Source organism: Acidimicrobiia bacterium (assembly GCA_035651955.1).
In the GTDB taxonomy this organism is placed as follows: domain Bacteria; phylum Actinomycetota; class Acidimicrobiia; order IMCC26256; family JAMXLJ01; genus JAMXLJ01.
Window position 1 is genome coordinate 1 of record DASRES010000063.1, and the last position, 23813, is coordinate 23813.

At 73.2% G+C, this 23813-nt stretch carries 20 protein-coding genes; 7 read left to right on the top strand and 13 right to left on the bottom strand.

Going from position 1 to position 23813, the window contains the following annotated elements; translation table 11 throughout:
* On the top strand, positions 1-448 hold a 448-nt coding region (locus VFC33_13485), incomplete at its 5' end, for a hypothetical protein (GenBank protein HZR14247.1).
* 36 nt (positions 449-484) lie between these two features.
* Here VFC33_13485 and VFC33_13490 read toward each other — a convergent pair.
* The 10 genes from VFC33_13490 to VFC33_13535 form a co-directional block, all read right to left on the bottom strand.
* Entirely contained in the window at positions 485-2107 is a 1623-nt protein-coding gene (locus VFC33_13490) for a glycosyltransferase family 39 protein (GenBank protein ID HZR14248.1), read from the bottom strand.
* Positions 2077-3876, bottom strand: a complete 1800-nt coding sequence (locus VFC33_13495; GenBank protein HZR14249.1) for a nucleoside-diphosphate sugar epimerase/dehydratase — start codon at positions 3874-3876, stop codon at positions 2077-2079. Before VFC33_13495 ends, VFC33_13490 begins: the two co-directional genes overlap by 31 nt.
* Positions 3877-4110: 234 nt before the next feature.
* Entirely contained in the window at positions 4111-5283 is a 1173-nt protein-coding gene (locus VFC33_13500; protein HZR14250.1) for an aminotransferase class I/II-fold pyridoxal phosphate-dependent enzyme, read from the bottom strand.
* The gene (locus tag VFC33_13505) at positions 5280-6983 is read right to left on the bottom strand and encodes a carbamoyltransferase C-terminal domain-containing protein (protein ID HZR14251.1); all 1704 of its coding nucleotides are present in this window, start codon (positions 6981-6983) and stop codon (positions 5280-5282) included. Before VFC33_13505 ends, VFC33_13500 begins: the two co-directional genes overlap by 4 nt.
* A complete protein-coding gene (locus tag VFC33_13510; GenBank protein HZR14252.1) occupies positions 6980-7627 on the bottom strand; it encodes a sugar transferase in 648 nt (215 codons plus the stop codon). The genes VFC33_13505 and VFC33_13510 overlap by 4 nt, the downstream gene beginning before the upstream one ends.
* Positions 7624-8802, bottom strand: coding sequence for a glycosyltransferase family 4 protein (locus tag VFC33_13515; protein ID HZR14253.1), 1179 nt, complete (start codon positions 8800-8802; stop codon positions 7624-7626). The genes VFC33_13510 and VFC33_13515 overlap by 4 nt, the downstream gene beginning before the upstream one ends.
* On the bottom strand, positions 8799-9620 hold the full coding sequence (locus VFC33_13520; GenBank protein HZR14254.1) for a polysaccharide deacetylase family protein: 822 nt from the start codon (positions 9618-9620) through the stop codon (positions 8799-8801). Before VFC33_13520 ends, VFC33_13515 begins: the two co-directional genes overlap by 4 nt.
* Positions 9621-9717: 97 nt before the next feature.
* Positions 9718-10704 carry a GNAT family N-acetyltransferase gene (locus VFC33_13525; GenBank protein ID HZR14255.1) on the bottom strand — a complete coding sequence of 329 codons (987 nt, stop codon included), beginning with the start codon at positions 10702-10704 and terminating at the stop codon, positions 9718-9720.
* On the bottom strand, positions 10701-11828 hold the full coding sequence (locus VFC33_13530) for a glycosyltransferase (GenBank protein ID HZR14256.1): 1128 nt from the start codon (positions 11826-11828) through the stop codon (positions 10701-10703). The genes VFC33_13525 and VFC33_13530 overlap by 4 nt, the downstream gene beginning before the upstream one ends.
* Positions 11825-12565, bottom strand: a complete 741-nt coding sequence (locus tag VFC33_13535) for a polysaccharide deacetylase family protein (GenBank protein ID HZR14257.1) — start codon at positions 12563-12565, stop codon at positions 11825-11827. The genes VFC33_13530 and VFC33_13535 overlap by 4 nt, the downstream gene beginning before the upstream one ends.
* 88 nt (positions 12566-12653) lie before the next feature.
* Here VFC33_13535 and VFC33_13540 point away from each other — a divergent pair, with 88 nt between their 5' ends.
* From VFC33_13540 to VFC33_13565, 6 genes are read left to right on the top strand one after another with little or no spacing between them, the layout of a single operon-like run.
* On the top strand, positions 12654-13571 hold the full coding sequence (locus tag VFC33_13540) for a glycosyltransferase (GenBank protein HZR14258.1): 918 nt from the start codon (positions 12654-12656) through the stop codon (positions 13569-13571).
* An 11-nt stretch (positions 13572-13582) separates the two neighbouring features.
* A complete protein-coding gene (locus VFC33_13545; GenBank protein HZR14259.1) occupies positions 13583-14695 on the top strand; it encodes a glycosyltransferase in 1113 nt (370 codons plus the stop codon).
* 18 nt (positions 14696-14713) lie between these two features.
* A complete protein-coding gene (locus VFC33_13550; protein HZR14260.1) occupies positions 14714-15571 on the top strand; it encodes a glycosyltransferase in 858 nt (285 codons plus the stop codon).
* Positions 15568-16704 carry a glycosyltransferase family 4 protein gene (locus VFC33_13555; GenBank protein ID HZR14261.1) on the top strand — a complete coding sequence of 379 codons (1137 nt, stop codon included), beginning with the start codon at positions 15568-15570 and terminating at the stop codon, positions 16702-16704. The genes VFC33_13550 and VFC33_13555 overlap by 4 nt, the downstream gene beginning before the upstream one ends.
* A complete protein-coding gene (locus tag VFC33_13560; protein HZR14262.1) occupies positions 16701-19316 on the top strand; it encodes a N,N-dimethylformamidase beta subunit family domain-containing protein in 2616 nt (871 codons plus the stop codon). The genes VFC33_13555 and VFC33_13560 overlap by 4 nt, the downstream gene beginning before the upstream one ends.
* Before the next feature lie 15 nt (positions 19317-19331).
* A complete protein-coding gene (locus tag VFC33_13565) occupies positions 19332-20177 on the top strand; it encodes a class I SAM-dependent methyltransferase (protein ID HZR14263.1) in 846 nt (281 codons plus the stop codon).
* On the opposite strand, the gene VFC33_13570 is transcribed toward VFC33_13565, so the two are convergent.
* The 3 genes from VFC33_13570 to VFC33_13580 are packed head-to-tail and all read right to left on the bottom strand — an operon-like array spanning position 20144 to position 23718.
* Complete coding sequence (locus VFC33_13570; GenBank protein HZR14264.1) at positions 20144-21604, bottom strand: glycosyltransferase; 1461 nt, start codon at positions 21602-21604, stop codon at positions 20144-20146. The genes VFC33_13565 and VFC33_13570 overlap by 34 nt on opposite strands.
* On the bottom strand, positions 21597-22802 hold the full coding sequence (locus VFC33_13575; GenBank protein ID HZR14265.1) for an ABC transporter ATP-binding protein: 1206 nt from the start codon (positions 22800-22802) through the stop codon (positions 21597-21599). Before VFC33_13575 ends, VFC33_13570 begins: the two co-directional genes overlap by 8 nt.
* Positions 22786-23718 carry an ABC transporter permease gene (locus tag VFC33_13580; protein ID HZR14266.1) on the bottom strand — a complete coding sequence of 311 codons (933 nt, stop codon included), beginning with the start codon at positions 23716-23718 and terminating at the stop codon, positions 22786-22788. The genes VFC33_13575 and VFC33_13580 overlap by 17 nt, the downstream gene beginning before the upstream one ends.
* Positions 23719-23813 lie beyond the last annotated feature (95 nt).

Consider the following 23813-nt stretch of genomic DNA (forward strand, 5'->3'; position numbering starts at 1 on the left):
CGCGGGACCGGTCGAGGCGCAGCTCGCGTCACCACTCGTCGTGCAGGGCGCGCGCGTGAAGACAGCGACCGTCGTCGGCACGACCGTCGTCGCGGCCGCGCTCGGCGGGCTCCTCGTGCGACCGTGGTGCGCGGTCCTCACCGGCGGCGTGACGCTGTTCGTGTTGCTGAGGCCGCGCTGGCGGATCGTGCTCAGCCTGTTCCCGTTCTTCGCGCTCGGCCTGTGCGGGCTGTACGCCGCCGCGAGCCAGATGCACTACAACGTGCCGTCGATCTTCGAGTGGCCGACACAGCTGTGGCGGGTGCGGACGCTCGGGTGGCTCGCGGTGGTGTTCTTCGCGTGCGACGCGATCGTCGAGATCGTGTCGCGCCACGCGGTCCGTGACGACGGGTCGCCGACGAGCTCGCCACAGACGACGACACCCGACACGCCGCCGGCGACCGCCTGACCCGAGGCCGCGGGCGAACGCCCACGGCGGCTCGGGCTACGGCGAGAACCGGTGGAGGTTCTCGCTCTCGAAGACCGTCAGGTCCTCCTGGACGAGGCGCGTCGCGTGCGGCCGCTGCTTCCGGAAGATGTCGACCATGTCGCCGCACTTGGTCCCGAAGGTCTTGTAGCCGTCGGACCAGACGTACCAGATGTTGTGCTCGGGGCCGGCGAGCCGGAGCATCTCCTGGGCGAAGACCGCGGGATCGGCCAGGTTGCCCGCAACACCGGGCACGTGGAACACCTGGTTCCGCTGCTCGTAGTCGACCCAGTTGACGATCTGGGGTGCGGCCATCGTCGGGAACGCGTACTGGCGCAGGGTCGGCGCGACGAGTCGCGACGCGTCGAGCCCGAGCTGGTCGGGGCAGTACACGACGACGTCACCCGTCTTCGCCTCCGCGTTGATCGCCCCCGCGACCTGGCTCGCCTGCGTCCGCAGCCGCGTCGCGTTGTGGTACCCGCCGACGATGCCCGTCGCGACGACGACCGCGAGCACCGCGTACCGTCCGAGGCGCGAGCCGAGCGCGACGACACCCGCACCGACGATCACCGCGAACAGTCCGAAGATGATCGACGGGTACCGGATCGCGGGCGCGCCGATGCCGACGTACGCGAGGCACAGCCCGATGACGACGGTCGACAGCGTCGCGAACGCGAGCCAGCGGGCCGGCGGACGGGTCCGCCAGTCGAGGACGGTGTTCACGCGGTCGAACGCGAAGCCGAAGAGGCCGAGCGTCGCGAGCCCGAGCAGCCCGATGACGAGCGTGTACGCGGCGACGCCGCGCTGGCCGGCGAAGCCGAGCAGCAACCGGTACGCGGCCATCGGCGGCGACGTCTTCTCGGCCCACGGCGTCCCGGTGTGGCGCGACTGGTACAGGAACGTCGGCAGCCACGCGACGAACGTCAGCCCGCCGACGACGATCGCGCCGGCGACCCGCCACGCGGACGGGCCGAGCACGCCGCGACGGGCGAGGACGACGAGCGCGACGAGCACGGCGCCGATCAGGTAGAAGGCCCAGTACTGGGTGTACACGAGCCCGGCGGTCACGACCGCGACCGCCGCGAGCCACGGCAGCGTCGGACGCTCGAGCGCGTTCGCGACCGCGAGGTAGCCGACGAGCGCGAGCAGCGTCTCGAGCTCGTACATCCGGACCTCGGTCGAGTACCGGATCGCGTAGGGCGACGTCGCGACGACGAGCACCGACGCCCACGCGATCCACGTCCCGCGGAGCCGGTCGTTCCCGCCGATGCGGCGCCCGACGAACCACGCGGCGGGCAGCGTCAGCAAGCCGATCACGCCCGACAGCGCCCGGGCCGCGGTGTTGCTCGTCCCGAGCACCTTCATCCAGACGTGCAACATCACGTAGTAGAGCGGCGGCGAGCCGTCGTGGCGGAGCAGCCCGTGCAGCCGGCTGAGCGGCTGCTTCGCGATGTTGACGGTGAGGGCCTCGTCCTCCCACAGCGGCGAGCGCGTCTTGAACCGCAGGACGACGCTCGCGAGGAGCGCGACGACGATGCCGAGCGCGAACAACCGACCGAGCAGGCCGGCGAAGGGCTCGTCGTCGAGATCGAGCGGTGGGGGCGCCGCGTTCAGGAGATCCGGCTCGACCCGGGTGCCCATTCGGTCTCCACGAGGTCGACCTCGACCCCGTCACGCACATCGATCTCGGTGGCGAGCACCCGCAGCATGTCGAGCATCTCGCCGTTGGACAGGGACGGTTGGATCCCGCGGACGACGGCGGGGTCGAGCGCGGGGACGGACGCGTGGCGGATCAGCGGGTGCGGGCCGGGGCGGACGCGCTCGCCGTCGAAGAAGAGCTGCTCGTGCAGCTTCTCGCCCGGCCGGAGCCCGGTGAACACGATCGGGACGCTGGGCGTGCGGGTCGACGCGAGCTGGCGGGCGACGTCGGCGATCTTCACGGGCTGCCCCATGTCGAGGACGAGCACCTCGCCCGAACGGCCGATCGCGCCACCCTGCACGACCAGCTCGACGGCCTCCTCGACCGTCATGAAGAACCGCGTGACCTCGGGGTGCGTCACCGTGATGGGGCCGCCCCCTTCGAGCTGGCGGCGGAACGCGACGAGCACCGACCCGCGGCTGCCGAGCACGTTGCCGAACCGGACGCTGAGGAAGACGCCGTCGCCCTGCCGCCCGTAGTGCGCGGTGAGGAGCTCGGTCACGCGCTTCGAGTAGCCGAGCGCGTTGCACGGGTTCGCGGCCTTGTCCGTCGAGATGTTGACGAACCGCTCGACGCCGACCTCGGCCGCGGCCTCGAGGACCGACAGCGTGCCCCACACGTTCGTCTTCAACGCCTCGTGCGGGTGTGCCTCGAGGAGTGGCAGGTGCTTGAGCGCGGCGGCGTGGAACACGACTTGGGGCCGCACGTCGCGGAACACCGCCGCGATGCGATGCCGGTCGCGCACGTCGGCGAGGACGAGGTCGGGCGAGTCGAGGAGCGCGCGGCCCTCGAGCGTGAGCTGCACGTCGTGGAGCCCGCACTCGTCGCGGTCGATCATCACGAGGCGGGAGGGGCCGAGGTTCGAGATCTGGCGGCACAGCTCCGAGCCGATCGAGCCGCCCGCACCGGTGACGACGACGCGCTTGCCGTGCAGGTACTCGGCCACCGCGCCGAGGTCGATCTCGATCCGGCGCCGGCCGAGGAGGTCGGTCTCGGTCGGGACGCGGATGTCGTCGACGGTGACCCGCCCGTCGAACAGCTCGCGGACGGACGGCAGCACGCGCACGTCGAGACCTGCGTCGCGCCCGAGCTCCGTCAGCTCACGGAGGAGCGCGCCGTCACCACAGGGGATCGCGATGACCAGCACCGACGCGTCGTGCTCCTTCGCGGCCCGCCGGATCGCGGTCCGGTCGCCCACGACGTTCACGCCGTGGACCGCCAGGTGGCGCTTGGCGGGGTCGTCGTCGAGGATCGCGACGGGCAGGAACGGGCTCTCGCCGTCGAAGAGCATCGCCCGGATCGTGCGCTGGCCCCCGTCACCGGCGCCGAACACGAGCGCCCGGGTGCGGTCGGCGATCCGGGCCCGGCGGTCACGGTCGACCGCTCGGCGCCCCAGGTAGCGGACGGCGCCGAGACCGACGAAGGCGATGATGCCGGCGGCGAGGACGCTGCTGAGCGGCGCGGGTCGCTGGTCGTCGATGACGAGGTCGACGACGAACAGCACGCCGGTCACGAAGCAGGTGTTGCGCACGACGGCCGCGACCTCGTCGAAGGACCCGAGGATCCAGCGCCCCCGGTACATCCCCGACCAGTAGCCGAACAGCCACTGCGCGGCCCACGCGAACGGGACGAGCACCGCCACCTCGAACCCGTCGAGGCGGGAGACGTTGAAGTCGAGCCGCAGGAGGGCGCCCGCGTAGAGGGCGCCCAACCAGATCGCGGCGTCGACCGCCGGCCGGGAGGCGAGCGCCCACCGCGCGCGTCGGGATGACCGTGTTCGGGCCGCCTGGACTGTCGACACCGGTGTGGTGACGTCAGCTCGGTCGGACATAGGCCCCCCGCCCGCTACGCACCGTGAATCAGCATTCTGCACACAGCGGTCGCCCGGTGTCCACGGCGCCCGGTGCGTTCCGAGCCGACGTTCATGTCACGCGCGGGCGGGAATTCACGCCCTGTTCGCGGCAGTCGTGAGCGCGTCACGCGCCTCGTGGACCGCCGCGACGATGCCGGCGATCCGGTCGACGTCGCGCTCGCGCAGCGACGGGTACACGGGGAGGCTGAGGACCTCCGCGGCGACCCGATCCGTGACGGGCAGCTGACGATCCGCCCGCGCCGCGTGCGACCGCTGCCGGTGGACGGGCGGGTCGAAGTAGCGGCGGGTGTCGACGCCCTCGGCGTGCAGCGCGGCGACGAGGACGTCACGCGACACGCCGAACTCCCGCGCGTCGAGCGCGATCGTGACGTCCTTCCACGTCGGGACGTCGCCGTCGGGGACGTCCTGCGCGCGCACCCCGGGCACACCGGCGAGCTGGGCCCGATACCGCGCCGCGAGCGCGGCCCGCGCCGCGTGGTTCGCGTCGAGGTCCGCGAGCGACTCCAGCGCGACCGCGGCGTGCAGCTCGGACATGCGCGCGTTCAGCCCGACGAAGCGTGTGTCGTAGTCGCCGGCGTTCGCGTAGTCGCGGCCGATGCGCACGGCGTCGGCGACCTCGTCGCGGTTCGTCGCGACGAGACCACCCTCCCCCGCGACCACCGGCTTCGTGGGGCTCAGGCTGAACACCTCCGCGTCGCCGAAGCTGCCGACGGGTCGGGAGCCGTGACGCGCGCCGAGCGCGGCCGCGCCGTCGAAGACGAGCGGGACGGCCGCGGCGCGGGCCAGGCGCTGGACGTCCGTCGGTGCGCACGGCGCGCCGAACACGTGCACGGCCATGAGCGCGCCCGCCCCTTCGAGCAGGCGCGCGGCGTCCTCGCGATCGAGCTGGAACGACTGGGGGCTGCACTCCGCGAAGCGCACGCCGAGCCCGTTCCACGCGATCGCGTGCACGCTCGCCGAGAAGGTGAAGCTCGGGACGACGACCGGACCGCGCGGATCGACCGCGCGCAACGCGAGCATCAGGCCGGCCGTGCACGACGACACCGCGACGACGTGCCGCGACCCGAGCCGCTCCGCCGCGCGCTCCTCCAGCTCGCGCACGAGCGGGCCGTTCGTGAGCATCCCGCGCTCGTAGGACGGCGCGAGCCGTGCGACGACGCGCTCCATCGGGGGGACGGGCGGCCGCGCGAACGCGAGCCCGTCCGGGAACGCGGGCGCGCCGCCGAGCAGGGCGAGCGACGTCACTTCTCGACCCGGACGTTGCCGAGGTACAAGACGTCGAGCCCGCAGGTGAAGAAGGTGCGGATCGCGTCCTGCGGGGTGCACACGATCGGCTCGCCGTTGAGGTTGAAGCTCGTGTTGAGCACGATCGGTACGCCGGTCTTCTCGTGGAACGCGCGGATGAGCGCGTGGAAGCGCGGGCTCGTCGTGTCGTCGACCGACTGCAAGCGGCCCGTGCCGTCGACGTGCACGACCGCGGGCACGTCGGGCGCGCGCTCCGGGCGGAACCGCAGCACCCGCTCCATGAACGGAACCTGCGTGCCGGGCTCGCACTCGAACCAGTCGGCCACGTGCTCCGCGAGCACCGCGGGCGCGAAGGGACGGAAGCTCTCGCGGTACTTGACCGCCGCGTTGACGAGGTCCTTGGCGTCCGCGCTCCGCGGGTCGGCGAGGATCGAGCGGTTCCCGAGCGCGCGCTGCCCGAACTCCATCCGCCCCTGGAACCACCCGACGAGCCGGCCCGCGACCAGATCGGCCGCGGCCGCCTCGGACGGGTCGTCGAGGACCGTCGCGTTCGGCAGCTTGAACGACTCGGCGACACGCCGGCACTCGTCGTCGTCGAACGCGGGTCCCCAGTAGTTGTGCGCGGGCGGGACGGGCGGGCGGGTGCCGGTCCGCAACCCGTGGACGTGGAGCGCGGCGCCGATGGACGTCCCCGAGTCGTCGGGGCAGCTCGTCACGAAGCATTCGCGGAACGGCGTGAGCTCGGTGACGCGGCCGTTGAAGACGCTGTTCATCGCGCAGCCGCCCGTCAGCACGAGCCGGTCGCTGCCGGTCCGGCGGTGCAGCGCGGTGAGGATCGCGGTCATCGCGTCCTCGAACACCTGCTGCAGCGCGGCCGCGATCTGCTCGTGGCGCGGGGTGATCTCTTCGGCGCGCGCGCGCGGCGGCCCGAACGTCGCGACGAAGCGGTCGGAGTACATCCGGCGGTCCCAGAAGTTGAAGTACGCGAACGAGTCGAGCGCGACGGTGAAGTCGCCGGACTCGTCGACGCGAATGAGGTCGCGCATCGGCGCGAGGTACTCGTTGTCCGCGTCCGCGTACGACGCGAGCGCCATGACCTTCCACTCGTCGGAGTCGGGCGTGAACCCGAGGTACTGCGTCACCGCGCCGTACACGAGCCCGAGCGAGTGCGGGAAGTTCGTCTCGGAGAGCACCTCGACGTCGGCGCCGCGCACGCGGGCGAGCATGCCGGTGCGGCGCTCGGCCCGCCCGTCGATCACAGCTGCCGCGCAATCGTCGAACGGCGAGAGCCCGACGGCGTTGGCGAGGTGCGCCAGGTAGTGGTCGACGTAGGTGATCGGCGGTGCGTCGGGCCACAGGTCCCGGAACGTCGCGGTCGCGCCCGCGCGCTCGCCCGCGAGGTTCAGGACCCGTCCCGGCACCTGCGTGAGGTGCTCGACCCGCCACCGCCGCGCGTTCACGTAGCCGCTCGGGATCGTCTCGAGGTCGATGACAGGGTTCCACGCGACCGCAATCTCGTCGACGTCGTGCAACGACGCACCGGCCTCGCGCAGGCACGCGTCGATCGCCCGGACCGGGAACACGCTGCTGCGCTTCACGCGGTCGAGCCGCTCCTCCGCCACCGCAGCGACGACCTCGCCGTCCTCGACGACGCACGCCGAGCAGATCAGCACGTCGTGGCAGATCCCGAGGATCCTCATAGCGCGCTCCTTGCGGTCTCCTCGGACGCGGGGCCCTCGAAGTTCGGCGTGGTCGCGTGGCCGGGCCGGCTGACGCCCTCCGGGTGGAACAGGACGCCGAAGGTGCGCAGGACGATGCGCAGATCGAGCAGGAACGACCGGTGATCGACGTACCACACGTCGAGGGCGAACTTCTCGTCCCACGAGAGCGCGTTCCGCCCGCTCACCTGCACCAGGCCGGTGATGCCGGGCCGCACCTCGTGCCGGCGCATCTGCTCGGGCGTGTAGCGCTCGAGGTACTCCATGAGCAGGGGGCGGGGACCGACGATGCTCATCTCCCCGCGCAGGACGTTCACGAGCTCGGGCAGCTCGTCGATGCTCGACGTCCGCAGGAACCGCCCGAGGCGCGTCAGCCGGTCGGCGTCGGGCAGGAACTCGCCCGAGCCGTCGCGCTCGTCGGTCATCGTCCGGAACTTGAGCATCGTGAACGGCTCGCCGTCGCGGCCCGGCCGCCGCTGTCGGAACAGCACGGGCCGTCCGAGACGCGTGCGCACGACGACCGCCGTCACCGCGACGATCGGCGACGTCGCGACGAGCGCGCCCGCCGCGACGACGACGTCGAACGCGCGCTTCACGCGATCGCTGTTTCGATGGCGAGCCGTCATGCCGCGGGCACCGTCGCGTGCCGGCCGTCCAGGAGGCGCTTGTAGGTCTCGAGCGTGACGTCGACGACGCGTTGCTGGTCGAACTCCCGGTGCGCCTTCTCGCGTCCGGCCGCGCCCATGCGGCGGCGGGCGCCCTCGTCGGCCGCCAGCGTCGCGATCGCGTCGGCCAGCGCCCGTGCATCGCGCACGGGGAAGAGACGTCCCGTGCGCCCGTCCTCGACGACCTGCCGGCACCCGCGCACGTCGGACGCCACGACCGGAAGTCCCATCGCGGCGGCTTCCATCGCCGCGCGTGGGAAGCCCTCGCGATGCGACGCGAGCGCGAACACGTCCATCGCGGCGTACACGTGCTCCATGTCGTCGCGGACACCGAGGAAGCGCGTGCGCGTGCCGCGTGCAACCGGCGCGAGGTCGGCCGGCGTGATCGCATCGGCCTTGACGTCCTCGAACGGCCCCACGACGACGAACACCACGTTCGGGGCGCGATCGGCGAGGATCGCCGCGGCGTCGAAGATCTCGCGGTAGCCCTTCTCCCACACCAGCCGGCCGACGACGCCGCACACGACGTCGCCGGGCTCCGCACCGAGCTCGTCGCGCAGCGCCGCGACCCGTGCGGCGGGCACGCGCGAGGGATCGAACCGGTCGAGATCGATGCCGTTGCCCAGCAGCCGCAGCCGCGTGGCGGGGATCCGCAACCGGCGCAGGACGTCGAGGTCCTCGGGGTTCTGCACGAGCTCGGCGTCCGAGCACGACGCCGCGACCCGCTCCATGCCGTAGACGACCGCGCGCTTCGCCCACGGGTCGGCGGGGAGCGCGTAGAGCCCGTGCACGGTGTTCACCACGACGGGGACCCGCGCGGCCCGCGCCGCGATGCGTCCGTACACGCCCGTCTTCGGGTTGTGGGTGTGCACGATGTCGGGTCGCAGCGTCCGGAACAACCCGTACAGCTCTGCGAGGGCGCGCACGTCGCGGCGCGGCGTGAACGAGCGCGTCGAGAACTGCAGCGGGTGGAACTCGATCCCCCAGGTGTGCAGGCGGTCGGTCCACGGTCCGGGCGCGGCGGCGGTCACGACGTCGTACCCCGCGTCCGCGAAGGCGCGGAGCTGCGGGCCGAGCAGCGTGACGAGGCTGATGTCGCTCGTGGTGAGGTGCAGCACGCGCGGACGTCCCGTCACGACGCCGCCCTCGCGTAGCGCAGGCGGTTCACCGCGCGGCGGACGTCGTCCTCGAGGCGCATGCCCCCGCGTGCCTTCGCCGCGAAGCCGGCCGTGTCGTCGGACGCCTGCACGGGCGAGCGCGCCAGCCGGTGGGGATCCGTACGGCCGTACGCGTTCGCGTGCGTGCCGGCGAGCGCGGCCGACGAGAACCGGGCGCGGACCGCCGCGTCCGCCGCGCGCGACCCCGCCAGCGACTTCGGGTAGGCGAAGTGCCGGGGGCGCACGCCGAGGCGCGCGCCGATGAGCTCGACCGACCTGTCGAGCTCCTCCACCACGACGGCGTCGGGCACGCGGTCGAGCAGCGCGTGGGTGTGGGTGTGCGAACCGACGGTCACGAGACCGGTCGCGACGGCGTCGCGCAGCGCGTCCCACGACAGCGGCGGCGCGCCGTAGGGGAAGGGACGTTGCTCCTCGACGAACGCCGTCGCGACGTAGATCGTCGCCGGGATCCGGTGGCGGGCGAGGACGGGCAGCGCGGTGTCGGCGAAGTCCGCGGTGCCGTCGTCGAAGGTCACGACGACCCGGGCAGGCGGCCCGTCCGCGGGCGGCGTGTCGGCGCGGAGCGCGGCGAGCGCGTCGTCGAGCGACAGGACCGCGCCACCGTCGGCCAGCGCCGCGATCTGGTCCTCGAAGCGGCCGCGGTCGAGGTCGAGCTGCAATCCGGAACCGCCGCCGACGCGGTGGTAGCAGAGGACGACGACCCCGGCGCCCGGGGGCCGGATCCGGTCGGCGACCCGGGCCGACGCCTTCAGCGCCCGCCGTGCGAGTTCCTTCACGTCCCTCCCTGCCGCCGTGCGCACCCGACCTGGCACGGATCGCGCATGCTAACGCCGCGCGCCGGCCGTCGTCCGGGGCGCGGACGCCGCGAATGGTTCAGAAGAGCTCGATGTCGCCGAGGCTCACGTGCCACTCGCCCGGCGGCGGCATCGAGCGGTCGCACACGTCCCGCCAGGTGAGGATCGGTCCCTGCCGGGGCAGCCGCACGAAGCCGCCCGCGACCGGGCCGGGCTCGGCGACCCGGATCGCGTACTCCCCGCCCGCCTCGCGCGCCGCCCGTCGCACGAGCGCGTGCGCGAGCCGTCGATCGCCTCCACGCGCCAGGACGTCGGCGACGACGGTCTCGCGTGCCGCGCCGCGAGCGCGCCGACGCAGGAACACCACGCCCTCACGGACGCCACCGGGCGCGACGACGCACCGGTACGGCAGCAGGTCCCCGCCGTAGCGCCAGGCGAGGAACTCGGGCGACCGGGCCGTCCGCAGGCCGCGCGACCGTGGCTGCGACGCGAGCAGCTCGCGCAGCTCCGCGGTGCGCGCGGTGACCGCCGACGCGGGCTCCCCCACGTCGCACGGTGCGGACCACCGGTCGGCGGCCGTCCGCGAGCGCGCCATCCGGAGGAGCCCGGCGGGAGTGCGCGGCCGCACCGCGACGGGAACCCGCCCGACGACGCGCCACCGCATCTTCAGGTAGCCGGGCCGGCTCTGGTCGTTCGGCGTGTTGAACACGAACCCGACCCCCTCGTCGCGCAGCGCGTCGAGCGCGTGCAACGTGAGCCGCGTGAAGATCCCGCGACCCTGGTAGTCGGGGTGCGTCGCGGTGTCGACGGCGCGCACCGCGTCGACCGTCGAGGCGTCGCGCTCGAAACGCCAGCGCATGAGCGTCCGGAAGCCCGCGAGCGCGTCGCCGTCGCACGCGACCCACATCGGCGACGGCCCGAACGCGTTCGTCTCGTGCTTCCAGGAGAAGAGCGCGTCGAAGCGCGCGTCGCGCGGGTCGCGCCCGAGCGACGTCGCGAGCAGCGCGACGATCGCGCCACGGTCGGCGGCCGTCGCCGGGCGGATCACCAGCCCGTCGTCGGTCATGCCGGTGGTCGCAGGACGTCGTCGTACACGCGCTCGATCTCCCGCACCGTCACGCCGATGTCGAACCGCTCGCCTCGCGCCCGCGCCGCCGCGCCCATCGACGCGCGCCGCGCCCCGTCGCGCACGAGCTCGTCGATCGCGTCCGCGAGCGCCTTCGGCTCGCGCGGCGGCACGAGGATCCCCTCGATGCCGTCGCGCACCGCTTCGGGCACCCCACCGACGTGGGTCGCGACGACGGGCAGGCCGAGCGCGAACGCCTCCATCACCGCGACGGGCAGACCCTCGTTCGACGACGCCAGCGTGAAAACGTCGCACGCCGCGAGCACGCGCACGGCGTCGTCGCGACGGCCGAGCAGCAGCACGCGGTCGCCGAGGCCGAGCCGCGCGTGCAACGCACGGGTCTCGTCCTCCAGCTGTCCCTGCCCCACGGCGACGAACCGTACCGGCGAGCCGCGCCGCTCGAGCAGGCGTGCCGCCTCGAGGAGGTTCGGGTAGTCCTTCTGCGCGCGGAAGTTCGCGATCGTCCCGGCCACGGGCTCGTCCGGGCCGATGCCGAGCTCCGCACGCACGGCGTCGCGCTGCGACCGCTGTGCCGCGATCGCGTCGACGTCGACGCCGTGGATGATGACGCGCGCCCGACGCCGGAGGTACGGCCACATCGTGTCGCGCACCTCGTCCGACACCGCGATGTCGGCAGCGTCGAGCGGGAGCGTGAGGCCGTTGAGCACGCGCGTCGGCGTCGCGAAGCTGTGCCAGGTGTTGTGCAGCGTGTAGACGAGCCTCGGTCGCACGCGTCGCGGCAGGGTGCGCGCGACGAGGCGGGCGATGCCCGCGGGGTACGGCGAGTGCGCGTGCAGCACGTCGACGGGCTCGTCCAGGAGACGCCGGCGCAGACGCGACGCCCATCGGAGATCGCGCTCGTCGTGCACGCCGTAGCAGCGCGCCGAGACACCGAGCTGTTCGAGCGGCTGGACGAGCGCGTCCTTCCAGGGGAGGAGGTAGTCCGTCTCGAACGTGAAGCGCTTCCGGTCGTGGACGGCGGCCGCCGCGACGAGCAGTCGCTCGGCACCGCCCGGACCCAGCCCCTTCACGAGCCACAGGACCCGGGCGCGCGCTCCCGTCACGCGCGCACCCACACCGTGCGCTCGACGGGGCCGCTACCGACCAGCGTCGACACGGTCACGCACCGGAGGCCGCGCGACGCGAGCTCCGCGAGCAGCGCGGCGACGAGGTCGGCACGGTCGTAACGCGGTGGCGGCGCGTCCGTGGCGGTGACGACGAGCGAGTCGTGCAGGACGACGATCGAGCCGGGACCCGCGTTCGCGGCGACGCGTTGCACGACCGTGTCGATCGTGGTGTCGGCCCAGTCCTCGGCGTCGAGCGTCCACGTGACGGGGCGCAACCCGACGAGGCGCGCGGCCGCGACGGTCGTGAGCCGCTGCGCGCCGTGCGGTGGACGGTGCATGCGGACGGGGCGGCCCGTGAGCGCGGAGAGCCGCCGCCTCCCGGCCCGCAGGTGCCGGTACGCCCCAATCGGCGAGAGCGTCGTCAGGCGGGTGTGGTCGGTGCCGTGCAGCGCGACCTCGTGCCCCTCGGCGAGCATGCGGTCCAGCAGGCCCGGGTGCGCGACCGCGCGCTCGACGAGCACGAAGAACGTCGCGCGCGCGCCCGCGTGCGCGAGCGCGTCGAGCACCGCCGGCGTCGACGCCGGGTCGGGGCCGTCGTCGAACGTGAGCGAGACGACCGGGGTGCTCGTGCGCACCCCCCTGAGCGAGGTGAGGGGCGCGAGGACCGGCCGCGCGCCCCGCCACACGACGCGCCGGACAGGACGCGGGACCCACTCGCGGACGCTCGGCGGCACGGCCGGATGGTACGCCCCGCCCTCCTGCGGACCGGGCCGGGCGCGCACCTGCGGTGCGCGGCGCGTGCCGCGCCGTAGTCTCCCGCCCGTGCCGAACGCCACGGACGGCGCCGCCGGGGACGACGCGTCGGACGTCGCGCTGACCGTCGTCGTCCCCGCCCACGACGCGGCCGCGACGATCGGGGCGCAGCTCGACGCGCTACTCGCACAGACCTGGGACCGCCCGTGGGAGATCGTCGTCGTGGACAACGGCTCGCGGGACGCGACCCGCGCCGTCGTCGAGCAGTACGCGCGGCGCGACGCGAGGGTGCGCCTCGTCGACGCACCGGAGCGCGGGAGTGCCGCGTACGCGCGCAACACCGGCATCGCGGCCGCGCGCGCGGAAGCCGTCGCGATGTGCGACGCCGACGACGTCGTCCACGAGGGCTGGGTCGCGGCGATGGGCGACGCGCTCCGCGAGCACGAGCTCGTGACCGGGCGCATCGACGTGCACCTCCTCAACCCGGAGTGGGTCGTCGCCTCGCGGGGCCTCGCGGTCGAGCGCGGCCCGATGACGTTCGGCGACCTGTTCGAGTTCGCGAACAGCGGGAACATGGGTGTGCGCAAGCACGTCGTGGAGCGCTTCGGCGCGTTCGACCCCGCCTACGCGGCCGGCGAGGACATCGAGCTGTCGTTCCGGCTCTGGCAGGCCGGGATCCGGGTGCACTACGTCGAGGGGGCGCTCCTCCACTACCGCTACCGCGACACGTTGCCCGCGCTCTGGCGGCAGGCCCGGGCGTACGGACGTGTGCAACCGGCGCTCGTGCGGACGGTCGAGCAGGCCGGGTACGGCGTCGCTCCCGACCGCGAGTGGCGGCGGTGGCTCTGGCTCGCGCGACACGCCGGGCTCCTCACCGACCGCGCCGGCCGCGCGCGCTGGATCGGCGTCGCGGGAGGGCGCGTCGGGCGGCTCGAGGGCGCGCTCGATGTCGCGTTCCGACGCCGTCGTGACGCACGTCGTGGTTAAGGTTCGGCCCGATGCGAATCCTGTTCGTGTCCGGCGTCGCGACGGGAGGGTCGGCGCGGAGCACGCGTGAGCTCGCGGCAGGGCTCGCGTCGCGCGGGCACACGGTCGGCGCGCTGTTCGGGACGACGGAACGGCCGCGCCTCCGCGAGGTGCACCGTCGCTCCGTGAACCTGCGGGTGAAGCTCGACGGCTCGCCGCTGTCGACCCCGGTCGCGTGGGCGGGCGGGTTCATCGGACGCCGGCCGCGCCACGCGAACGGCGTCGACGGCGTCCAGACGTGGGAGACGATCGTCCCCGAGAACTCGTTCCCGCTCGTCGCACGGGAGTTCCGCCCCGACGTCGTCGTCGCGAGCAGCATCGACCGGATGTCGTGGCGGAGCATCCGCCCGTCGCTCACGCGGTCGTCGGTCCCCGCGGTGCTCTACATCCGTGAGCAGAACGGCTTCGGCCATCTCACGATCTCGCACGTCTTCCCCGACCTCCTGGTGACGAACTCCGACGCGCACACGAGCCACGCGCGGTCACTGGGCTTCGAGGCCGTGACGATCCCGTCCGTCATCACGTTCGACGGCTGCCTCGTCGAGAGCACGCGTCGACGAGTGCTCTACGTGAATCCCACCCCGCTGTACGGTCTCGACATCGCGCTGGCGCTCGCGCACGACCGGCCCGACGTTCCGTTCCGGTTCGCGGAGTCGTCGCCCATCGACCCCGCCGAGTGGGACGAGCTCGAGCGGCAGGTGGCGTCGCTGCCCAACGTCGAGCTGTGCCACTTCGTCAGCGACCCGCGTGTGATGTTCGCGGACGCCCGCCTCCTGCTCGCGCCCTACCGCACGAACGGGCGGCCGCGCGTCGTCCTCGAGGCGCACGCGAACGGCATCCCCGTGCTCGGGAGCGACCTCCCCACGATCCGGGAGGCGATCGGGCCGGGCGGGATCGTCGTCGACCCCGATGCGCCGCGCGCGGAGTGGGTCCGCGCGCTCGCGGAGCTCGTCGACTCCCCCGAACGCTACGACGCGTACGTGGAAGCGGCGCGCGTCCACGCGGCGCGTCCCGAGGTCGATCCCGCGTCGATCGTCGACGCCTTCGAGCGCGAGCTGAGCGCGCTGGTCGCGCGCTGCTCCTGACGCCCGCGCGGTGGCGTGATGGACCTCAGCGTCGTCATCCCGTGCCGCGACGTCGCGGGCACGCTGCCCGAGCAGCTCGACGCGCTGCTCCGACAGCAGTGGGGCGGCACGTGGGAGATCGTCGTCGTCGACAACCGCTCGACGGACGCCACGGCCGCCGTGGCCCGTTCGTACGCGACGCGTGACGCGCGTGTCCGGCTGGTCGAGGCACCCGACCGTGCCGGGCTCTGCTACACGCGTGCCGTCGGGATCGACGCCGCCGCGTCCGACGAGGTCGCGGTGTGCGACGGTGACGACGTCGTCTCCGACGGGTGGGTGCGCGCCATGGGCGACGCGCTGCGCGAGCACGCCGTCGTCACCGGGCCGCTCGAGGTCGACCGCCTGAACCCGCCGTGGCTCGCGGCGAGCCGGGGCCGACCCAGCCGCACGACGTGCGCGACCTGGTACGGGCTGTTCCCGCTCGTCTCGGGCGGCAACCTCGGGCTGCGCCGCGACGTGTGGCGCGCGGTCGGCGGGTTCGACGACCGCTACCTCGGAGCCGAGGACGCCGAGTTCTCGTTGCGGCTCCACGAGCACGGCGTGCCCGTCCACTTCGAGCCGGCCGCGCTCGTGCACTACCGCTACCGGCGCTCCGCACGGGCCCTCTGGCAGCAAGGTCTGACCTACGGCCACGGCCGGCCGTTCGTGCGCCGCCGCGTCCGCGAGTCGGGGCTCGTGCCGCCGTCGCCCGTCGCCGGATGGCGGTCGTGGGCGTGGCTCGTCGTGCACCTCCCGGACCTCGTCAGTCGTGCCGGACGCGCGCGCTGGCTCTGGGTCGCCGGGAACCGCGTCGGGCAGGTGCGCGGAAGCGTCGAGGCGCGGACGCTCTTCGTGTGAACGTCTACTGGTACTGGCCGTTCCTCCGTCGCGAGGAGCTCGGGCTCGCGTCGGGGGTGGTGGGGCCGGGGGACGAGCTGCTCGTCCACGTGACCGCGCGCGCGACGGATCCGGCGACGTCGTCGGTCCCGGGGTGCACGGTCGTCGCCGCGCTGCCGAACGTCGCGGAGCGACGCGAGCGGTCCCCGCGGTGGCTCGCGTCCCGCGCGTCGACCTACGTCAGGCGCGCGCTCATACGCGATCGGACCGTCCGGTTCGGGCGCTTCGACGTGTGCCACGTCATGTACCTCAACCGCTTCACCGACCCGGTCGCGCTGCGGCGGCTCGGCCGACGGACCGCGCTCGTGTCGAGCGTGCACGACGTCGTGCCGCACCAGCGACGGCTCCCGAAGGCCGCGGAGCGCGCACTGCTGCGTGTGCTGTACGACGGCGCCGGGACGCTCGTCGTCCACCACGACTTCGTCCGGCGCCGGCTCCTCGAGGAGTTCGCCGTCGACCCCGGCCGGGTCTTCGTCGTGCCACTGCAGGTCCCCGAGGTCGCGATCGACCCGCGAGAGGGCGTGCCGTCCCCGCCCGCATCCCGCCCGGTCGTGCTGTTCTTCGGCGCGTTCCGGCGGAACAAGGGCGTCGACGTGCTGCTCGACGCGATCCGGGCGACCACCGGCGAGACGGACGCGACCTTCGTCTTCGCCGGTCGCGGCGCGCCCGACGTCGAGCACCTCGTCGCCTCGGCGGCCGCGAACGACCCGCGCATCCGCGCGGAGATCGGGTTCGCGACGCTCGAGCGGAAGGAGGAGCTGTTCCGCGCGGCAGACCTGGTCGTGCTGCCGTACACGTCGTTCGCGTCGCAGAGCGCGGTGCTCCAGGACGCGTACGCGCACGGTGTCCCCGTGGTCGTGTCCGACGTCGGCGCGCTCGGGGACGCGGTCCGCGAGGACGGGACGGGCGTCGTCGTGCCGCCGGGCGACCGTGTCGCGCTCGCCGGTGCGGTCACGGACGCGCTGGCCGATGACGCGTCGAGGCGCGCGATGTCCGCCGCCGCGGCGAGAATCGCGGCGGCCCGTCGACCCGAGGCCGTGGGGCAGGTGCTGCGGCAGGTGTACGTGGACGCGCTGGAGAGGGCATCGCGATGAGGAGGGTCGTCACCCTCGGCCCGCTGGGCGTGCTCGTCGCCGCGACGAGCGTCGGCGTGTCGAGCCTCGCGGCCGCGCCGCCACTGCACCGTGGGACGGCGGCGTGCCCGACGACGTCACCCGTCGTGTGCGAGAACCGGCGGCCGGGAACGCCCGAGCGCGACTGGGCCGTCAAGGGGTCCGGCGACCCGACGATCCAGGGGTTCGCGACGGACATCAGCGTCGACCACGGGCAGACGGTCCACTTCAAGGTCGACACGCCGGCCCGCCGCTACCACCTCGACATCTTCCGGCTCGGCTTCTACCGCGGTGACGGGGCCCGGCAGGTCGCGACCGTCCTGCCGTCGGCACCGCTCCCACAACGCCAGCCGCCGTGCACGCGCGAGACGACCGTGCACGTGCGTCTCGTCGACTGCGGGAATTGGGCCGAGTCCGCGAGCTGGGCCGTCCCCCGTGATGCCGTGTCCGGCGTGTACTTCGCGCGGCTCGTCCGCGACGACACGCGCGGCGCGAGCCAGGTGTTCTTCGTGGTGCGCGACGACGAGCGCCACTCCACGGTGCTGTTCCAGACGTCCGACTCGACGTGGGAGGCGTACAACGACTACGGCGGCACCGGCATCTACACGGACCCCCCCACGGCGAAGGTCAGCTACAACCGGCCCTTCACCACCCGCACGGCGGAGGGCGGCCACGCGGTCGAGAGCTGGGTCCTGTACTCGGAGTACCCGATGATCCGCTGGCTCGAGGCGAACGGCTACGACGTGTCGTACTTCACGAGCGTCGACAGCGACCGGTTCGGCGCGAAGCTGCGCGACCACCGCGTCGTCCTGTCCGTCGGCCACGACGAGTACTGGTCCGCTGGGCAGCGGGCGAGCTTCGTCGCGGCGCGCGACGCCGGTGTGAACCTCGCGTTCTTCAGCGGCAACACGAGCTACTGGAAGACGCGCTGGGAGCCGAGCATCGACGGTTCCCACCAGCCGTACCGCACGCTCGTCACCTACAAGGAGTCGCTCGCCAACTTCAAGACCGATCCGACCGCTGTTTGGACCGGGCTGTGGCGCGATCCGCGCTTCTCGCCGCCCGCGGACGGGGGGCACCCGGAGAACGCGCTCATCGGGACGGAGTACGGCGTGTACGACGTGCCCGCGCTCCCCCTGCGCGTCAGCGCGGACGACGGCCGGCTGCGTCTCTGGCGCCACACCGGGCTCGACCGGCTGCCGCGGGGTTCGAGCGTCACGCTCGCCGCGCAGACGCTCGGATACGAGTGGGACTGGGACGCGGACGATGCGTCGCGTCCGCTCGACACGGCGGACCTCTCGAGCACGAGCGGCGCACCCTTCACACACGACGTCACGCTGTATCGCGCGTCGAGCGGCGCGCTCGTGTTCTCCGGGTCGTCGGTGCAGTGGTCCTGGGGGCTCGACGCGCACCATGACGCGAGCTGGGACGGCCGCGCGGTACCACGGCCGGACCGGCGCATCCGGCAGGCGACGGTGAACGTGCTCGCGGATCTCGGCGCGCAGCCGGCCTCGCTGCAGCACGGGCTCGTCCGGGCGCGACCGTCGACCGACAGGACTGCGCCGACGACGACGATCACGCGCTCGCGCCTGCCGGCACACGTGGCGGTCGGGTCGGCCGTCACGGTCACCGGCACCGCACGCGACGTCGGCGGCGCGGTCGCGACCGTGGAGGTCTCCGTCGACGGCGGCAGGGCCTGGCACGAGGCCAAGGGCCGGTCGCGCTGGACGTACGTCTTCGTGCCGACGTCGCTCGGGCCCACGACCGTGGCGGCCCGCGCCGTCGACGACAGCGCGAACCTCGGCGCGCCCGTCTCCGTCGCGGGGCCGGACGTCGTGGCGCGCCCGTGCCCCTGCACGCTGTGGAGCTCGTCGGTCACCCCCGCGAGGCCCGACGGCGGGGTGCCCGGGCCGCACGAGCTCGGCGTGAAGTTCAGCGCCGACGCGGACGGCTACGTGCTCGGCATCCGGTTCTACAAGGCGCGTGACAACACCGGCACGCACGTGGCGACGCTGTGGTCGGCGACGGGCAGGCAGCTCGCGACCACGACCGTGGTGCACGAGAGCGCGTCGGGCTGGCAGACCGCGACGTTCCCCGCCCCCGTGCCCATCCGCGCGCACGTGACGTACGTCGCCGCGTACCACACGAACGCGGGCCACTTCGCCGAGGACCCGCTGTACTTCGACGACTGGTACACGACCGGCGCGCGCGGTCTCGACGTCCCGCCGCTCCACGCCCCGTGGTCACGAGGCCTCGGATGGCCGAACGGTGTGATCAGATCGGGTGGTGTCGCGTTCCCGCGGGATGCACCCCCGCCCGACCAGTTCCTCGACGACGCGAACTACTGGGTCGAGCCCGTGTACGCGACGACCGCGCACGCCGTCGCGCGAAAGGGACCGACGGGCACCGTCGAGAACCGCAACCCGGCGACGATCGCCGCGTTCGACGCCGTGGAGGGATCTCGTCAGCCGCGCGTGCACAGCGGGTTCCTCCGCCACGTCCTCGAGGCGGGCGCCGTCGCGTTCGTCGTGCTCGGTGTGGCCGTCGTGATCGTCGTCCTCACTGCCCGCCGCCGCGTGCGCGTGCGCGCCTGACCCGTGTCGATCGGCATGCCGACACCGTGGCGTGACCTCTCCGACGACCCGAACGCGCGCCCCGTGCTGCGCGCGCGACACGAGGCCGTCGTCCACGCGGTCCGCAGCCCCTTGCGCGACCGCACCGAGCGGATCGTCGAGCTGTGCCGCGACGCGCGTGTGCTCGACGTCGGCTGCGTCGACCACCGCGCCGAGCTCCACGCGGGCCCGAACTGGCTCCACCGGCGGATCACGGAGGTCGCGTCGTCGTGCGTCGGGATCGACGTCGAGGCGGACGGTGTGGCGGCGATGCAGGCCGCAGGGTTCGACGCGCAGGTGCACGACGTGTGCGGGGACCCGGCGCCGCTCGTGGCGCGCGGTCCGTTCGACGTCGTCGTCGCGGGCGAGGTCCTCGAGCATCTCGCGTCGCCACAGGCGCTGTTCGAGCTCGCGGGCGCAGTGCTCGGGCCCGGCGGCCGGCTGGTCGTCACGACGCCCAACCCGTACGCGCCGCACCGCGTCCGGGCCGGCCAGCTCGGGGTCTCGTTCGAGAACGCGGACCACGTCGTGTACGCGTTCCCTTCCGGGATCGTCGAGCTCGGTGCGCGCGCCGGGCTCGAGCTCGAGGAGTACCGGACCGTGTTCGTGCGACCGCTGAGGACCGAGTTGCGGCGCGCGATCGTCCGCCTCGCCCTCGACGCGCGCGACCGCATCCGCGGGAAGCGGCGCGAGCACACCGACGACCCCGACGCGGAGATCCTTCCCGCGCTCATGACGTACGTGAACCCGCTCGAGCTCGCGTTCGTCGCGACGACGCGGTCGTCGCGTCTCCTCGGCGAGACGGCGTTCTACGTCTTGCGCAAGGGTGCGGTCTCCCCGTAGCGGAGCAACCGCGCGCGCCAGAGGTGCGCGAGAACCGTCGCCATGCGCGGGAGCTGCCCGGGCCGCACGCGCAGCGGCGCGTGCCAGTCGTACACCTTGCGCCACGACAGCCCGCTGAAGTGGCGGAACGTCGTGCGGAACGACTCCGGCATCTCGACCCAACCCAGCCCGGCGTCCTGCAGCCCCATGAAGAACGCGCCGCCGACGTCGTAGCCGATCTTCCCGCCGTACGCGTCAGGGGCCACGACGTCGAGGTACGCGAAGCTGGCGTCGACGCGCCCGCGCACCTTCTCGACGTCGACGAGCATGAGCCACGGCGCCGGGCGCGGGCCGAGCGTGCGCTTCGCACCCGTGTGCGGGTGCACGAACCGGCCCCGGGGCGGGAGCATCTGCGAGCAGACGAGCGCGCAGTCGTTGTCCTGCGCGGCACGCACCATGTCGTCGAGCCAGCCCGGCTCGAAGAACTCGATGTCCGAGTCGCAGAACACCGCGTAGCGGGTCCGGCAGTTGCGCAACCACCGGTCGAGCCACTCCGCGTGCATCCGGCCGTCCGGCGCGACCTCGAGCGTCAACCAGCCCCGCTGCTCGAACTCGCGCAGCATCTCGAGCGACCCGTCGGTCGAGCCGCAGTCACCGACGACGAGCTCGAAGGGACGGCCCGCGTAGTGGCGCATCGTGCGGATGCACAGCTCCGTCGCCGGCTTCGTGTTGATGCTGGCGACGTGCACGGTGACGTCGGGTTGCGCGGCACGGTCGTCGTGGCGTCCGTCTCGCACCGGTGCAGCGACGTCGCCGAGCGCACGCCGGATCCCGTGCGCGGCGCGTGCGGCGCCGTCGGCGACCGCGCCGAGACCCGTCAGCACGCGTTCGCTGCGTGAGAGGCGAAGCTCCCGGATGCGCTCGGGATCCGCGTGCCGCTCCAGCGCGTCGCGCCACTGGGCCGGGGTGATGGACGGGTCGAGGAAGCCGAGCTGCTGCGCGAGATAGCGCCAGTCCTGCGCGAAGCGCGGGAACGCCAGGAACGTGTGCGGCAGGTCGAAACGCGTGATCGCGGCCATGAGCTCGTAGAGCTCGACACCGAGCGCGGCACGCTGCGCGGTGGCATGCGTGCGACGGATGGGCGAGTCGACGCGGTGCAGGAACGCGCCGTAGCGCGTCGCCCGCAGCCGGCTCGCGCTCGCGGTGTCGAGCGCGCGGACGGGCACGATCACGTGCTCGACGTCGACCGCCTGCACGTCGAGGACTGTGGCGAGCCGGTGCGCGAGGCCGGGATCGGCGACGATCCGCGGCGACCGGGGCGACTCGATGGGCGGGACGGGACGATCGCCGTCACGCCCGGTGTCGAACCCGAGCTCGGTCAGGACGTCGAGCAGCAGCGACGTCCCCGCGCGCCCCGCACCGGCAATGACGACCTTCGCGTCACTCACCTTGCTCTGCCCTCCCCCAGTGCGCCTCGACGTAGACGGGCGACAGGCGGACGATCGCGCGCGGCGTCGGGTCGAGCTGGCGCACGCCCGACACCAGGAGCGGCGCGATCGGCTGCCACGGCGTGTACTCGATGCGGGTCTCGATCTGGTACGCGCCGAACCACAGGAAGTACTGCCCGGGCGGGAGCGGGAGCCGGGGCAGGCACAGGCGGAGCTTCGTCGTGCCGGGCGGGAGCATCGTCTCGTGGCGCACCACGAAGATCGGCGTCGGCGCGCCTTCGCTGACGCCGAGATACAGGTTCACCGCGCGCTCGACGTCGGTCGAGACGGTCAGGTTGACGATGCACGGCTCGTTCACGAGCACGGCGCGACCGTCCGGGCCCTCCGCGCGCACCGCGTCGACACGGACGAGGCCGTGCACGTCCGCGTGCTCCGCCGCGCTGGCCTCGATCTCCGCCCGATACGCGCCGAGCACGTCGCCGACGGGACCGTCGGCGCGGACGATGCCGTCCGACAACCAGATGCCGCGGCTCGCGGTCGCCTCGACCGCGGCGAGGTCGTGCGAGACGAGCATCAGCGTCGTGCCGCTCTGGATCACGTCGCGCATGCGGTCGAGGCACTTCTGCTGGAACGACGTGTCGCCGACCGCGAGCACCTCGTCGACGATGAGGACGCTCGGCTCGAGGAAGGCGGCGACCGCGAAGCCGAGCCGCATCCGCATGCCGCTCGAGTAGAACTTCACCTGCCGTTCGACGGCGTCCTCGAGCTCCGCGAACGCGATGATCTCGTCGAGCCGTGACGCGACCTGCTTGCGGCTCAGCCCGAGCAACGTGCCGTAGATCATCACGTTCTCGCGCCCGGTCAGCTCGGGATGGATGCCCGACATCACCTCGATGAGCGCGCCGACACGGCCGCCGGTCGCGATTCGCCCCGTGTGCGGGAACATCACGCCGCTCACGATCTTGAGCAGCGTCGACTTGCCGGCTCCGTTCGCACCGATGATCGCGACGGCCTCGCCCGGCTCGACGTCGAACGAGACGTCGCGCAACACCCACCGCCACGGGTTCGCGGCGACCGGCCCCCGCAGCCGCGCCGTCGCGCGCTGCACGTGGTCGCGCAGCAGCCGGCGCCCGCGGTCGGCCCGGAACCGCTTCCACAGCCGCTCGACGCGGACCGTCCCGTCAGGACACGTCGGCAAAGCCCGTTTCCAACCGCTTGAAGAGCATGTACGTACCGAGGAGGTACAGCGCGCACGACAGCGTCTCGATCACGAGGTACGGCGTGTGCGGCGCGCGCCCGTACAGCACCGACTCGCGCAGGCCGTCGATGATCCCGCCGAGCGGGTTCACCGCGACGTACGGAGCACGCAGACCGACGGGGAACTCGCGCAGCCCGTAGACGACAGGCGTCACGAACAGCCCGAGCTGCAGGACCAGCGGCAGCGCGTGCCGCAGGTCGCGCAGGTACACGGTGATGCTGCCGGTGAACAACGCCGACGCGACGGTGAACGCGACGAGCAGGACGACGAGCGGCAGCGCCCAGTACGACGTCGCGCTCGGGCCGCGCCCCTCGAACAGGAAGAGGAACACCAGCGCGAAGGTCGCGCACACGGCACCGACGCCCGCGGTCACGACCTCCGCGAGCGGGAACACCTCACGGGGCGCGTAGACCTTGTTCAGGAGCGGCTGGTTGACGAGGCTCGTGCCCGCGGTCGACACCGCGTTCGAGTAGAAGGTCCACGGCACGAGCCCGATGTACGAGAACAGCGGGTACGGGACGCCGCCGGTGTTCACGTTGCCGACGCGCTCGAACAGGAACGTGAAGACGATCATCAGCGTGAAGGGCGCGAGGAGTGCCCACGCGATGCCGAGGATCTCCTGGTTGTACGTCGAGCGGAGCTCACGGACCGCGAGGCTCCACACGACGTGGCGCGACCGCCAGAGGTCGCGCAGCGCCGTGCCGAGCCGGAGCGCGCGCCGGTAGCGCAGCTCGGGCGGGGGCGCCGCGGGGATGTCGGCCGCGCTGCGCACGACCGTCGTGGGCTCGTCGCGGCGCGCACCGTCGCGCGACCGTGCCTCGGATGCGTCCCGCGGCGAGGGGACAGAGACGCTCACCTGTCACGTCCTCCGATCGCCACGGTCGCCACGGTCGCCACGGTCCGGCCCGGTCGTCCTCCCGTCGCACGCGCCACGGACGCGGCAGTCTGCCA

What these genes read in the sequence shown, in the direction of transcription:
- VFC33_13565 (HZR14263.1), top strand. Translation starts at nt 19,332, where the DNA reads ATGCCGACACCGTGGCGTGACCTCTCCGACGACCCGAACGCGCGCCCC.
- VFC33_13560 (HZR14262.1), top strand. Translation starts at nt 16,701, where the DNA reads ATGAGGAGGGTCGTCACCCTCGGCCCGCTGGGCGTGCTCGTCGCCGCG.
- VFC33_13550 (HZR14260.1), top strand. Translation starts at nt 14,714, where the DNA reads ATGGACCTCAGCGTCGTCATCCCGTGCCGCGACGTCGCGGGCACGCTG.
- VFC33_13490 (HZR14248.1), bottom strand. Translation starts at nt 2,107, where the DNA reads ATGGGCACCCGGGTCGAGCCGGATCTCCTGAACGCGGCGCCCCCACCG.
- VFC33_13545 (HZR14259.1), top strand. Translation starts at nt 13,583, where the DNA reads ATGCGAATCCTGTTCGTGTCCGGCGTCGCGACGGGAGGGTCGGCGCGG.
- VFC33_13505 (HZR14251.1), bottom strand. Translation starts at nt 6,983, where the DNA reads ATGAGGATCCTCGGGATCTGCCACGACGTGCTGATCTGCTCGGCGTGC.
- VFC33_13510 (HZR14252.1), bottom strand. Translation starts at nt 7,627, where the DNA reads ATGACGGCTCGCCATCGAAACAGCGATCGCGTGAAGCGCGCGTTCGAC.
- VFC33_13525 (HZR14255.1), bottom strand. Translation starts at nt 10,704, where the DNA reads ATGACCGACGACGGGCTGGTGATCCGCCCGGCGACGGCCGCCGACCGT.